Source organism: Nocardiopsis baichengensis YIM 90130 (assembly GCF_000341205.1).
Classification (GTDB): domain Bacteria; phylum Actinomycetota; class Actinomycetes; order Streptosporangiales; family Streptosporangiaceae; genus Nocardiopsis_A; species Nocardiopsis_A halophila.
On record NZ_ANAS01000013.1, the window covers coordinates 1 to 12148 of the forward strand.

Consider the following 12148-nt stretch of genomic DNA (forward strand, 5'->3'; position numbering starts at 1 on the left):
GAGCCGTACTCGTCCTTCAACTCCGAGAAGCAGGATGAAAAGGGCTCAATGATCGGCGCCGGGGCGTTGACCATCTGCACAGGTGTCGGCGTGCCCATCGGTGGAGTCGCTGGGGGTCCGGAAACAATCGGATTCGGGGGCACGGCCGTGTGGGGAGGCGGATATGGAGCGGCTGCCGGATTCCCAGCAGGAATCGGAGTCCGTGTCCACGACAGGTGGTGCTGATGAAAAAATTCTGGACCGTAACGAAGACATCGTCGTCGGCAGTGCTCGGCCGGACGCCCTGAGAGAGGTGACCGCAGCCCTGGAGCGACAGGGGTGGGACATCCATGAATCCGACGCGGGGTACGTGGTCGCCGAGCATGGTTCACGGTTCATGTTCGGCTTGACTGGAGAGCGCTAACACGCCGTCGCCAGAGCCGATGGGCCCGCTCCTGTATCGGTCGATGACGGAGTCGAGATTGGCAGGAATTTGAGAAGCATCCTTTTGGTGAAACCCGATACGACAGTGCTATCGCTGGTCTGGCGTTGGTCGTGCCTGTGCTCCTCGCCGCTCTGGGGTCGATGCTCCTGTAGGAGCCGGTTTCACCGGCCGCCCGGACGTAGAGGGCCGCGTTCCACCCTGCCCCGGTCCCCAGCGAGGACGGATTCTCATGACCGACATCCGCTCTACAGGGCAACCGGCGCGCACTGAACGGGACAGCGTCGGCCCTAGCTCGGCGTGGGCATCACACGGCCAGCACGTTCTCCGGCGGATCCACCACCCCACACTTCCTGCTGCCCGTCGAGGCGGACGGTCCCCCGAGCCGGAGGCGCGGCCTTCTCCCAGAGGTCCCGAGAGCCGCAGGCCTCCGTCTCTTAAGGTCCCGGTCCGGGCTCGTACTCTCCGATCGCCCACGCCCCTGAGCCGTCACGGTCGACCACGTCACCGTGGCCTCCCGGGCTGCGGACAGATCGCCCTCAGCGCCCTCGTAAGAGGCGTGGCCTAGTGGGGGAGACCAGGCCCCCAGGACCACCTGCCAGTCCGTATGCCGGGCGGCCATCCAGTGGGGAACGGCCCAGGACGAGCCGGAGCAGGTGGCGGGGCCGCCTCCGTCTACCATGGCGTCCGCGACCGCACACTCCCCATTGCGATGCCGGCTCAAGCCGCGATGTCGGCTTCGGGTCGGAGTGCGGGACCGAGCAGCAGGCCCCCGTCGAGGACGAATTCCGAGCCCGTAGCGAAAGATGCGTCCTGGGAGGTGATGAAGAGCAGCAGGCGGGTGACGTCGGCGGGGTCGCCGAGGCGGGGGACGGCGAAGGGGTCGGGCGAATAGAAGTCGGCGATGGCCGGCTGGCCTGCGACGGTGGGTTCGTTGATCAGCGGTGTGGAGACGACACCGGGGTGGATGGAGTTGACCCGGATGCCGTCCCGCCCCAGCTCCAGCGCGGCCGTCCTGGTCAGCCCGCGCACGGCCCACTTGCTGGCGGTGTAGGGGGCGTAGAAGGCCGTGCCGCCGTGGGCCATGGTCGAGGCGATGTTGACGATGGATCCGCCGCCGCCCTTGCGCATCGACGGAGCCACGGCCCTGATGCCGAGGAACTGGCCGGTGACGTTGACGCGGAAGGTCTGCTCCCAGGTGCGGAGTTCGGTGTGCTCGATGGGGGCCGCCGGGTTCTGGACGCCCGCGTTGTTCACCAGGACGGTGACCGGCCCGAAGCGGTCTTCGACGTCTCGCACCAGCGCCGCCCAGTCGTCCTCGCTGGTGACATCCAGGTGAAGGGACAGGGCCCGATGGCCGAGCCGAGCGGCGAGGTCGCGGCCGGCGTCGTCGTCGCGGCCGGCGATGACGACGTTCGCCCCCTCGGCGTGGTAGCCCTGCGCATGACTGCTGCCCATGCCGCCGCTTCCGCCCGTGACGATGACGGTCCGGCCCTCATAGCGCCCCATGATGCGTCCTTCCGGATGTGCGTTAATGGCGAGCCGAGTGACTCACCTCGCCTCTTAGAGTAGGGTCGGGGGTAGAGGTGAGTCAAGTGACTCACCTCGTAGCGGGGGGCATACTGGAGGGCATGACGGCACAACCTTCGGAGTACCACCGGCGCGTGGCGGCGCAGAAGCGGACGTCCATCATCGAGGCAGCGACGAAGCTGTTCCTCGACTCCGGGTACGACGGAACCTCGCTGGCCCGCATCGCCGAGGCGGCCGGAGTGTCGAGGGCGACCCTGTTCAAGCAGTTCACCAGCAAGGCGGCCCTGTTCGAGGCGATCGTCGCCGAATACTGGAAGGTCGATGACGAGGAGGCGCCCCTCCCCGAGCCGGGGAACCTCCACGCAGGGCTTGAGGCCATCGGACACCGATACGCGGCCCTCCTCACCCAACCCGGCATGGCCGCCCTCTTCCGCATCGTCATCGCCGAGGTGCCGCGCTTCCCGGAGCTCGGCGAGACCCAGTTCAGGCTCGGCAAGATGCCCTACTTCGAATCGGTCCGGCGCTACCTGGCGGCGGAGAACGCCGCTGGTACAGCCCGGCTCGACGATGCGGAGACGGCGGCGACCCAATTCCTCGGGATGATCTCCAACTACGTGTTCTGGCCGCGGATGCTGCTCGCACGCTGGGAACCCGACGACACAGCCGTCGCCAACGCGGTCGACCAAGCGGTGCTGACCATGCTCGCCCGATACGGCGCGCCAGGGACCCGCGGCGCCTGAGACACCGGGCGCCCGACCGCTCTGCGTGACCACCCGAGAGGGGATCGGCTGTCGGGCTTGTTCGAGTCGGACTCGGCGGGGGCCTTGTGCAGGCCCATCACGCGGTCCTTTCCGGGAGAGGGGCTTTCAGGGTGGTCGGCGCGCACGGAACGGGACAGTGCCGGCCCCGGAACGGCGGCGGGATCACACGCCCAGCACGTTCTCCGGGGCGTCCACCCACACTTCCTGGCGCCCGTCGGGGTGGACCGTCACCCCGAGCCGGTCGCGCCCGGGGCGCCCGGCCGCTTCCCAGACGGCGCGCGCTGAGGCGACCTCCGCCCAGAGGCCCCGAGGGCCGGACCGGAGTACCTCGTAGGAAGCGTCGGCAGGGGAGTACTCGCCGATCGCCCACGATCCCGCTCGGTCGTACAGGCGCACCGTCGCTTCGCCCGCGGCCTCGGTGTCGGCGGCGGCTTCGGCCACGTGGGCGACCAGCTCGGGAACGAGGTGCCCCACCACCACGCCCCAGCCGGGATCCGGGTCGGCCGCCACCCTGGGATTCAGAGTGGTCGTGCCCGCGGTCGTGCCGGCGGGGGCGTCTTCGTCGATGTGGTCGCGCCAGGAGTCGACGGTGCGCCGCTGTTCGCGGAGCCACATGAAGGCGGCGTCCCGGAGAAGCCGCCCGTGTGCCCGGCCCCCTTCGTCGGTGACCAGCCTCAGCAGCGCCGCCGACGTGAACCCCGGCCCCCACGGGACGACCACCCGACCACCGGGGCGCACCTGCTCCAGCCACGCAGGGGGGAGCCGTTTGGCGCCGACGGTCGCCAGTACATGGTCGAAGGGGCCGTGGTCCGGGGCTCCGGACGCCCCGTCGCCGGTGAGGATGACGGGTTTGTATCCCAGCTCGCCGAGCGTGCGCCGCGCCTGTTCGGCCACGCCGGGGTCGACCTCGATCGAGACCACCCGGTCATCGCCGAGCCGTTCGCACAAGAGCGCCAGGTTTTACCCGGTGCCGGTGCCGGCGCCGGTGCCGATCTCCAGAACCCGCTCGCCGTCGGCGACGTCGAGCGCTTGGAGCATGGCCACGACGAGGGAGGGCTGGGATAGGGAACTCGTCGGCACGATGCCGGTGCCGTCAGGGCCGGCGGGCTCGCCGTCGTCGACCTGGGTCATCAAGGCGTAGTCCTGGTGGATCCACCGGGACACGTCGGAGTCGGTGCGCGGGTAGGGCGCGAACACGGTGTGGCCCGCGCGCCGGGTGCGGACCCAAACGGTGTCGGGGATGAACGCTTCTCGCGGCACGGCGAGTACGGCTCGGTGCCACGCCGGATCGAGTAGTTCGCCTTTGGCCGTGAGGGCACGGGCGACGTGCGCCCCTGGAACTTCGGTCACTTGTTCGGGTCCTGGCCGTCGCCGCCCCGTCCCTTGCCACCGTCGCGAGGAACGTCCTCATCGCTGTGCTTCCCCGACATCATGGAGTTCTTCCCGGAGGGGACGGCTTCTCGATCACGGTAACCCGGTGATCGCAGGCCGTCACCGCCTTCGTCCGTACACGGCCACGCGATGCCCTCTCGACATGGTCGGCTCGGCCGGGAGGGAGTCAGTCGACATACTCCACGTAAAGCTTGCCCGGCTGCTCCTCTTGATAGCGGAGAAACTGTTCGTGCAGGAGATGCGCGTCGTCGGGAAGGGTTTCCACGAGTTCGGACCAGCCGCACAGGCGGATGCGCCCCGGGATGGGGACGAGCCCCGTGATGGCGTCCCAGAACGCATTCCAGTTGTGTCCGTACATATCCGGGAACCCGAGAGCGAGTTTGAGGATCATGTGAAGGCGGTGTGAGCTGGATACGTATCCGACGTCGATCGTCGCCTCGATCTCGGAATGCGTGTCCGTCAGGCTCACGGTGGCCCAGGGGATTCTCCGGGCCTCGGTCAACGCCTCTTCGATCCCAGGTGCGTCGGCGGGGAAGTCGCGCACGAACTCCGCCCAGTCGGTGACGTGCAGCTCCCTTTGAGGAACCAGAATCGGTCCGTCCCGCCCTTGAGAGATGAGTGATATCCCATCTTTAACCACGGCGAGTGCGTTCGGCTGGACATCTTCGTCTGTGAGATCGACGATCACGGGTCTTCCATCCTGCGGGGAAATGCTCGTATTCCCCACGATAACCGGATGGCGGCTGAGTTATCGGTCCAGAAGACCATTCATTACGGGCCGGTGGCGGTGGCATGTGCCACTCCGCCGCCGACCCGCCCCGTTGTGCTCCCGGGGTCTGGCCCTACTCCCGGGGCTCGCCGTGCCAGCGCCATTCGGTCAGGCGGGGGCGTCCGGCGAGTTCGGTGCGGCCGGTGGCCCATAGCAGCGTGGGCCAGGGGTCGGTGGACTCGGGGGCACCGGGGAAGAGGCGGGCGAGGGCGCGGGCGCACAGGTCGGCGGGCGGGTCCCACTCCACCCCGAGGCCTTCGGCCACGTCGTGGGCGTGCACGAGGGTCTCCACGACCGCCATCGCGGCGAACCCTTCGGGGTCGGAGACACCGTAGACGTGGTACGCGCGCTTGTGCGGGGGCGCCGTGCGCACCATCGCCGCCACCAGCGCTCCGACGGCCTCCCATACCTGGAGCAGGCCCGCCGCGCCCGCGTCGCGGTCGGCGTGGAGGGCGTTCGCCGGTCCTCCGGGCCGGCGGGCCGTGCGCGAGAGGGGCACCTTGTCCTCCACGGGCGGGGTCCTCGGCCCGAGCTGGACGGCGTAGCCGAACAAAGCCTGGACGGTGTGATCGACGGTCTCCCGGCAGTCCCATTCCAGCGAGCCCGCCTTGGCGTCCCAGCTGTCCGGGGGCGCCTGGGCGAGCGTGTCGACGGCCAGGTGGACCGCGTGGTCGACATCGTCGGCGGTGACGGGGGAGCGGGAAGGGCCGGGCTCGGCGGGTCGGTTCATGGAAGGGACCGTACAGTCACCCCGGCGGCGCCCACACCCCCATTTTCACGGGCGCTCGGAGGGCCCGGAGGCCTCGGAGGCGGGGCCGGCCACCTTCACCAGCCGGGTGCGGTTGCCGCTGGTCTGCACGACGGTGATGACCCGCCCCTCCACCGTCACCGCGTCGCCCTCGGCCGGGATGCGCCCCAACCGGTGCATGACCAGTCCGCCCACCGTCTCGTAGGGCCCCTCCGGCAGGGCGAACCCGGCCTGTTCGGCGAACTCCTCCAGGCGCAGCCCGGCATCGTAGGTGCCCGACCCGTTCTCGGTCCCGGCGGGCGGCCCTTCGAGGTCGTGCTCGTCGCGGATGTCCCCGACGAGCTCCTCCACCAGGTCCTCCAGGGTGACGATCCCGTCGGTCCCGCCGTACTCGTTGACGACCACCGCGATGTGGGTCCGCGCGTCGCGCATCTGCCCCAGCGCCGCCAGGGCCTTGTTGGTCGAGGGAAGCGCGGGGATGGGGCGCATGATGCCCCTCAGCGGCCCGCCGCCGCCGTGGTGCGACAGCAGGTCGCGCACATGGAGGAACCCCACGATGTCGTCGATGTCCTCGCCCTTGAGCGGGTAGCGCGAGTAGGGGCGGTCGGCGACCCGCGCCGCGGCCTCGGCGACCTCCATGTCCGCGTCCAGGAACTCCACCTCCACCCGCGGGCGCATCACCTCGCGCAGCGAGCGGTCCGCCGCCTGGAAGACGTCGGCCACGATCTCCCGTTCGTCGGTGGCCAGGTCCGCGTTGGCCGTCACCATCTCCCGCAGCTCCTCGCGGCTGACGTCCTCCCTCTTGGCCGAGGGGTCGCCGCCGAAGAGGCGGACCACCGCGTCGGTGGAGACCGACAGCAGCCAGATGACCGGCCGCATCGCGGTGGCGAACCGGTCCAGGGGCGGCGCCACCACCAGCGAGATCCCGGCCGCCCGCTGGAGGGCGAACCGCTTGGGCACCAGCTCGCCCAGCACCAGCGAGAGGTAGGCGACGAACAGGGTGAGCGCGACGAGCGAGAGCCCGGCGGCGAGCGGCTCGGGCAGGCCGGCCTCCACCAGGAGCGGGGCGAAGTCGGGGGCCAGCGTCGAGGCCCCGTAGGCCGCTGAGAAGAACCCGGTGACGGTGACGCCGATCTGGACCGCGGACAGGAACCGGTTCGGGTTGCGGGCGACCGCCGCGACCTTGGCGCCCCGCCGTCCGCGCTTCTCCAGCTGGCGGATCTGGCTCTCCCGCAGCGACACCAGCGCCAGCTCGGTCCCGGCGAAGACGCCTCCCAAGAGGACGAACGCCAGCACCAGACCGAGGTTGACGAGTGTGTCGAGGTCCATCAGTGCAGCCCGCCCTGGCCCGGTGCGCGATCGTCGTCCCAGGTTAAGAGGCGGCGGCGTTCTCTCCGGCGTCCGAGGTCTCCGGCGTGTCGACCTGGACCCGCGCCGCCTGAAGCGCGATGACGGGGAAGCGGAGCGGCCCTGAGCGGCTCACCTCTGAGCCGACCCACTCACCCCCTCTAGGTCAGGCGCGACCTCAGGCGTCGGCCCGCATGTGGTCCTTCGCCCATTCCTCGAAGCCGGTGAGCGCGATGCCGAGGTCCCTCGCATACTGCGGGCGGGCCGGCTGGCCGACCGCGTTCAACCACGCGTGCGAGGCCCCCATCGCCGGCATGCCGGCGGCCTCGGCCTCCTCCATGGTCATGTCGGGCGCGGACAGGGCCGTTCCCAGCGCGCGCGAGAGGACGTCGGCGATCTCCGTCATCGACAGGTAGTCGCTCGCCAGCTCCAGCTCGATCCGGTCGAAGCGCTCGGGCTCGGCGATGGCCGCGGCCGCCGCCGCGCCGATGTCGTCCACGGCGGTCAAGGAGACCCGGGTCTCAGGCCGCAGGACGGAGACCAGGCCGCCGTCGATGCCGCGCGGGAACAGGTACGCCATGGACGGCAGGAAGTTGTCCATGAAGAAGCTCGGCTTGAGGAGCGTCCACCGGGCGAAGCCGGCCTCCCGGAGCCGGTCCTGGATCGCGCTCTTGGCGCCCAGGGCGGGTTCCATGTAGGACCAGCGGCCTTCGGCCCAGCCAGGCGCGCCGGTGTGCTGACCGGCGCCGCTGACGGAGGTGTGCACGAACTGCGGCACTCCGGCCGCCTTCGCGCCTTCGATGAGGTTGATGCCCTGGGCGGCCTCTCCCTCGAAGTCGACGCCTTCCGCGTCCATGGCGGGCATCTGCACCGAGAAGACCGCGCGGGCGCCCTCGGCGGCGCGGACCACGGAATCACGGTCGTGCAGGTCGCCGACGGCCAGTTCGGCGCCGAGCGCTTCGACGGCCCCGGCCCCGGCCGTGGCCGGGTCGCGCACCAGGGCGCGGACGGGCACGCCCGCCGTGAGCAGGGCGCGTGCGGTGGCGCCGCCCTGCCTGCCGGTGGCGCCGGTGACCAGGACGGGTGCGGAGTCTGCGGACATGGCTCTCCTCAGGTGCTCGAAGCAAAACGGCGGGGCCCGCCGTTTCGCTTGCGCTACGATATGGCGGGCCCCGCCACTTAGCAACCACGGAGGTGACGCCATGCCCGAGCAGCAGCGCTCGGACGCCCGGCGCAACTACGCGCGCATCCTCGCGGTGGCCGAGCAGGAGGTGGCCGCCCACGGCGCCGACGCCTCCCTCGAGCAGATCGCCCGCACCGCCGGCGTCGGCTCGGCGACCGTGCGCCGGCACTTCCCCAGCCGTCGCGCACTGCTGGAGGCGGTCTCCCGGAGCCGCATCGCGGCACTGGCCGACCGCGCCCGCGAGCTGGCCGGCGCGGGCGACGGCCGGAGCGCCCTCCTGGAATGGCTGGGCGAGCTCGTCGCCTACTGCGTCGCGGCGCGGGGTCTGGCGGCCGCGCTGGCCTACGACGGGGCCGGGGCCGACTCGGTGCACGAGAACGCCTGCTCGGCGCCGATCGAGGAGGCCGCCGAACCCCTGCTGCGCCGAGCCGTGCAGGAGGGGGCGGTGGCGGAGGGAACCACCGTCGCGGACCTGATCACGCTGATCGTCGGCATCACGTTGGCCACGGAGCAGCACCCCGACCCCGCGGAAGCGGCGGACCGCCTCTTCCGCATGTCCGTGGCCGGCCTGAGCCCGGCGGCCTGACCCGCCCACCGGGGCCCCGCCCTGCCGTCTCGGCGATCGCACACCGCAGGCGGCAACCTTTGAGCCTCCGGGGACCGTCTTCCCCTCCACAGACCCTGGTCCATCCCGGGAGGTTGGCCATGTCCGTCGAGCCCTACTCGGTCCAGTGGAACGCAGGAAACGGGCACTGGGTGATCAAGTCCGGCACCCGCAGCCTCGTGCCCCGGCCGCGCGGTGCCTCCCGGTACGAGTACGCGCCCACGGTGACCCTGCGCTGCTGCAACTGCGCCTGGGAGTACCGGGACGTCCCGCACGACGAGGCCGAGGACCTCGTCGACCGGCACGCCGAGGACGTCGCGGAGGTCTGAACCGCCTCCATGTGGCCGGAATCGGCCCCCTGCAGGCCTGCCGACACCATTAGGCTCCCCAGGACCGGCGTCTCACCCCCCACCGGAACGGACCCCGCATGACCGACGGCCCCGCCGGCCCGTACGCCCCGCACAGCCCGGAAAGCCCGCACAGCCCGCACAGCCCGCACAGCCCCGCCTGGATGAAGCCTGCCGCCGACGTCTCCGGCGGTGAGGGGCGGCCCGCCCCGGACATCGACACCACCGTCTCCCACCCGGCCCGCATCTGGGACTACTGGCTCGGCGGCAAGGACAACTTCGCCGCCGACCGGGAGATGGGCGACCGCGTCCTGGAGGCCATCCCCGACATGGCCGCCAACGCCCGCGCCGACCGCGGGTTCCTCGCGCGGGCGGTGCGCTGCATGGCGGCCGAGCACGGGGTGCGCCAGTTCCTCGACATCGGCACCGGCATCCCCGGGCCCGGCAACACCCACGAGATCGCCCGGCGGACCGACCCGGGCGCCCGCGTGGTCTACGTCGACAACGACCCGGTGGTGCACGCCCACGCCACGGCCCGGCTCACCGACGGCGCCCCCGGCTCCACCGACTACCTCCACGCCGACCTGCGCGAGCCGCGGACCGTCCTGGACGGCGCCGCACGCACCCTGGACCTGGACGAACCGGTCGGGGTGATGTTCCTGGCGGTGCTGGAGTTCGTCCCCGACAACGCCGAGGCGCGCCGGATCATCACCGAGGTCATGGACGCGGTCCCGCCCGGCAGCCTCCTGGCGCTGTCGCTGAGCACCGCCGAGGTGCGCAAGGAGAACGCCGAGCGCGGCGCCCGCATCTGGAACGAGGGCGGTTCCACACCCCTCCTCCTGCGCAGCGCCGCCGACATCGAGGCGATGTTCGACGGCCTGGAACTGCTCGAACCCGGCGTGGTCTCCTGCACCGACTGGCGCCCCGAGGGCATCGTCCGCCCGTCGGACCGCGTCGCCCAGTACTGCGGCCTGGCCCGCAAGCCCTGACCTCCCGACGTCGCAGCGCAAGGGGGCGCCGCCCTACTCCGCCGTCACCGGTGCGGGCGGACGGATGAGAGGGTGTCTCCCCGCCGCCGGGGACACGTAGAGGCATGCCCAGGCGGCCGCTCACGTCGAGATGTCCTGGAAGGGCGGATGGAGTTCGTCGGCGCGTTCTTGGTCGGGCTCTTCTGTATGTGGATGGGGCGCTTCATCTTCTGTCGCTTCGACCGCTACATGGAGCTGGTCACCCTCTTCGAGACCCTCCCGCGGGGCGGGCGCTTCAGCCAGGCGATGCACCGGTACTGGGGAGGCGGGTTCCTTTTCGTGTTCGGGGCCCTGGCTGTGGTCCTGTCAGTGGTCGTGCCGATCGGAATGCTGTTCGACGGCTGACCCGGCCCCCGACCTGGCGGGCCCGGCGGGCGTCGGCCTCCCCGGCGCGGTGGCCTGGGTGCGCCAATGTCAAAGATCCTTGACATTTCGGTCGCCTTGTGCTTTCGTGGCGCCTCTGGTCGGCGGGGAGAAGGAAGAGCGGGAGGCGGCCATGCCCTACGGGGAGCGGCGCACGTGGGCCTACCTCGTGACGGCCCTCTTGGTCCCCTCGCTCTATGTCGCCGCCGTCCTGGCCGGGCCGGGCCCGGCCCGCTCGGTCGAAGGCGAATTCCAGGCTCCGTTGCTGGTCGCGATCGGTGCCGGACTCGTCGCGAACATGTTCTTCGTCCGGCCGCCGCGCAAGGGGTGGGACCGCCGTGACGAGCGCGATGCCGAGATCGACCGCCGGGGGGAGCGCGTCGGCTTCATCGTGCTGGGCGCGGCGATGATCGCACCCCTCGCCCTGGCGATGCTCGAAGCCGCGTACTTCTGGATCGCCCACGCCGCCTACCTCGCCTATGTGCTTTCGGCGGCCGTGTCCTCGGCCGCGAAACTCGTGTTCTACCGGCGGGGGCTGTAGCCGTGGCCAGGCCGACCAAGGTGACCAACCGGATTCGGGAGCTGCGGTTCGCCAACGGCCGGATGACTCAGGCCGAGCTGGCGGACCGCGTCGAGGTGACCCGCCAGACGATCATCGCGATCGAACAGGGGCGCTATTCGCCCTCCCTGGAGACGGCCTTTCAGATCGCCCGGGTCTTCGGCGCGACGGTCGACGACGTGTTCGCCTATCCCGACCAGGAGTGAACCCGGACGGGCAGGACGACGCGGGAGCCCTTCGCGAGCAGCCAGGCGATGAGGGCGATCTCTCCGACGAAGGTGAACACCGCCGCCTGGAACGCGTAGCCGCTGAACAGGACCGCTCCCAGGCTGTCGGCGAGGTATCCCAGACCGGCCACGACCAGGAGCACTCCGAACGCCGCGTGGATGAAGTCCGCCTTGACGGCCAGCCACCCGATGATGAGCAGGTGGACCCCGAAGACGCCGAGTGCCAGCCCCCACACCGAGTCGAACACCTCGGTCGCCGCCAGCACCGCCTCGGGTTCGTCGAGCCGGTCCACCACCAGTGCGAGGTGTCCGGTCGCCGCCATCAGAACGGCGGCGTAAGCGACTCTGAACCACGCGGCCGCGGTCGCCACCGCCCGGTTCACGCTCTCGAAGACGGAGTACAGGGCGGCCGCCACGACCACGTCGAGCACCGCCACGGCGATCAGGGCCGCCACACCGGAGCGGAACAGGGTCTGCGCTGCGGCGATGTCGGTGGCGGTGCGGACCGCGTCGCCGGGGGTGACCAGCCCCTGCACCACCACGACGCTGCCGAAGACGCCGAGGACGGCCATGAGGATCAATGCGGCGCCGGCCGTGAGGGACGGGGTGCGCAGGGGTCGCACGGGAGGGGGAGAGGTGTTCACGGGGGCTCCTCGTTCAGTGGTGGAGGGAACACCGTCAATGTAAAACACCTTTGACATGATGTCCAGATTTTTTTACATGCTTCGGTCAAGGCGGAAGACCGTCGTGCCTACGCCTGCACCGACGAGGGCCCCAGGGGGCGTTCGGCGCGCCGCGACGGCCGCCGGGCCGGACCGGGAAGGACGGCGATTCCGCCGCACCGCCCCCGACCTGGCGGGTCCGGCGGG

The 12148-nt window shown here is 70.8% G+C and carries 14 protein-coding genes and 1 pseudogene; 8 read left to right on the top strand and 7 right to left on the bottom strand.

All coding sequences use genetic code 11. The annotated features are described in order from the left end of the window. The first annotated feature begins 163 nt into the window (after nucleotides 1-163). Complete coding sequence (locus C892_RS0112290) at nucleotides 164-403, top strand: hypothetical protein (RefSeq protein ID WP_017557449.1); 240 nt, start codon at nucleotides 164-166, stop codon at nucleotides 401-403. 738 nt (nucleotides 404-1141) lie between these two features. Here the strand turns inward: C892_RS0112290 and C892_RS0112295 are convergent. Continuing rightward, on the bottom strand, nucleotides 1142-1930 hold the full coding sequence (locus C892_RS0112295) for an SDR family NAD(P)-dependent oxidoreductase (protein ID WP_017557450.1): 789 nt from the start codon (nucleotides 1928-1930) through the stop codon (nucleotides 1142-1144). A 122-nt stretch (nucleotides 1931-2052) separates the two neighbouring features. Between C892_RS0112295 and C892_RS0112300 the strand changes: the two genes are divergently transcribed. Continuing rightward, the gene (locus tag C892_RS0112300) at nucleotides 2053-2691 is read left to right on the top strand and encodes a TetR/AcrR family transcriptional regulator (protein WP_026124317.1); all 639 of its coding nucleotides are present in this window, start codon (nucleotides 2053-2055) and stop codon (nucleotides 2689-2691) included. 183 nt (nucleotides 2692-2874) lie between these two features. Here the strand turns inward: C892_RS0112300 and C892_RS28860 are convergent. The 5 genes and pseudogenes from C892_RS28860 to C892_RS0112325 all read right to left on the bottom strand — a co-directional run bounded on the left by C892_RS28860 (nucleotide 2875) and on the right by C892_RS0112325 (nucleotide 8070). Next, nucleotides 2875-3843, bottom strand: a pseudogene (locus C892_RS28860) (methyltransferase domain-containing protein). 427 nt (nucleotides 3844-4270) lie between these two features. Further along, nucleotides 4271-4792 (bottom strand): barstar family protein, encoded by a 522-nt coding sequence (locus tag C892_RS0112310; RefSeq protein ID WP_017557454.1) that lies wholly within the window; start codon nucleotides 4790-4792, stop codon nucleotides 4271-4273. Between the two features lie 154 nt (nucleotides 4793-4946). Further along, nucleotides 4947-5603, bottom strand: a complete 657-nt coding sequence (locus C892_RS0112315) for a DinB family protein (protein WP_017557455.1) — start codon at nucleotides 5601-5603, stop codon at nucleotides 4947-4949. A 45-nt stretch (nucleotides 5604-5648) separates the two neighbouring features. After that, on the bottom strand, nucleotides 5649-6950 hold the full coding sequence (locus tag C892_RS0112320) for a hemolysin family protein (protein ID WP_017557456.1): 1302 nt from the start codon (nucleotides 6948-6950) through the stop codon (nucleotides 5649-5651). Between the two features lie 196 nt (nucleotides 6951-7146). Beyond that, entirely contained in the window at nucleotides 7147-8070 is a 924-nt protein-coding gene (locus C892_RS0112325; protein WP_017557457.1) for an NmrA family NAD(P)-binding protein, read from the bottom strand. Nucleotides 8071-8170: 100 nt separating this feature from the next. Here C892_RS0112325 and C892_RS0112330 point away from each other — a divergent pair, with 100 nt between their 5' ends. The 6 genes from C892_RS0112330 (at nucleotide 8171) to C892_RS0112355 (ending at nucleotide 11258) form a co-directional block, all read left to right on the top strand. Continuing rightward, the gene (locus tag C892_RS0112330; protein ID WP_017557458.1) at nucleotides 8171-8737 is read left to right on the top strand and encodes a TetR/AcrR family transcriptional regulator; all 567 of its coding nucleotides are present in this window, start codon (nucleotides 8171-8173) and stop codon (nucleotides 8735-8737) included. A gap of 119 nt (nucleotides 8738-8856) precedes the next feature. Continuing rightward, complete coding sequence (locus tag C892_RS0112335; protein ID WP_017541625.1) at nucleotides 8857-9084, top strand: hypothetical protein; 228 nt, start codon at nucleotides 8857-8859, stop codon at nucleotides 9082-9084. Nucleotides 9085-9182: 98 nt separating this feature from the next. After that, complete coding sequence (locus C892_RS0112340; protein ID WP_017557459.1) at nucleotides 9183-10091, top strand: SAM-dependent methyltransferase; 909 nt, start codon at nucleotides 9183-9185, stop codon at nucleotides 10089-10091. Between the two features lie 192 nt (nucleotides 10092-10283). Further along, nucleotides 10284-10475, top strand: a complete 192-nt coding sequence (locus tag C892_RS0112345) for a hypothetical protein (protein WP_239647371.1) — start codon at nucleotides 10284-10286, stop codon at nucleotides 10473-10475. A gap of 106 nt (nucleotides 10476-10581) precedes the next feature. After that, the gene (locus C892_RS0112350; protein WP_239647372.1) at nucleotides 10582-11034 is read left to right on the top strand and encodes a hypothetical protein; all 453 of its coding nucleotides are present in this window, start codon (nucleotides 10582-10584) and stop codon (nucleotides 11032-11034) included. Between the two features lie 2 nt (nucleotides 11035-11036). Next, on the top strand, nucleotides 11037-11258 hold the full coding sequence (locus C892_RS0112355) for a helix-turn-helix transcriptional regulator (RefSeq protein ID WP_017557462.1): 222 nt from the start codon (nucleotides 11037-11039) through the stop codon (nucleotides 11256-11258). On the opposite strand, the gene C892_RS0112360 is transcribed toward C892_RS0112355, so the two are convergent. After that, the gene (locus C892_RS0112360) at nucleotides 11240-11923 is read right to left on the bottom strand and encodes a DUF4386 domain-containing protein (RefSeq protein ID WP_026124318.1); all 684 of its coding nucleotides are present in this window, start codon (nucleotides 11921-11923) and stop codon (nucleotides 11240-11242) included. The genes C892_RS0112355 and C892_RS0112360 overlap by 19 nt on opposite strands. Nucleotides 11924-12148 lie beyond the last annotated feature (225 nt).

Coding starts and splice junctions, on each gene's coding strand:
- C892_RS0112295 (WP_017557450.1), bottom strand. CDS start 1,930: ATGGGGCGCTATGAGGGCCGGACCGTCATCGTCACGGGCGGAAGCGGC.
- C892_RS0112345 (WP_239647371.1), top strand. CDS start 10,284: ATGGGGCGCTTCATCTTCTGTCGCTTCGACCGCTACATGGAGCTGGTC.
- C892_RS0112340 (WP_017557459.1), top strand. CDS start 9,183: ATGACCGACGGCCCCGCCGGCCCGTACGCCCCGCACAGCCCGGAAAGC.
- C892_RS0112330 (WP_017557458.1), top strand. CDS start 8,171: ATGCCCGAGCAGCAGCGCTCGGACGCCCGGCGCAACTACGCGCGCATC.
- C892_RS0112315 (WP_017557455.1), bottom strand. CDS start 5,603: ATGAACCGACCCGCCGAGCCCGGCCCTTCCCGCTCCCCCGTCACCGCC.
- C892_RS0112290 (WP_017557449.1), top strand. CDS start 164: ATGGAGCGGCTGCCGGATTCCCAGCAGGAATCGGAGTCCGTGTCCACG.
- C892_RS0112320 (WP_017557456.1), bottom strand. CDS start 6,950: ATGGACCTCGACACACTCGTCAACCTCGGTCTGGTGCTGGCGTTCGTC.
- C892_RS0112325 (WP_017557457.1), bottom strand. CDS start 8,070: ATGTCCGCAGACTCCGCACCCGTCCTGGTCACCGGCGCCACCGGCAGG.
- C892_RS0112300 (WP_026124317.1), top strand. CDS start 2,053: ATGACGGCACAACCTTCGGAGTACCACCGGCGCGTGGCGGCGCAGAAG.
- C892_RS0112335 (WP_017541625.1), top strand. CDS start 8,857: ATGTCCGTCGAGCCCTACTCGGTCCAGTGGAACGCAGGAAACGGGCAC.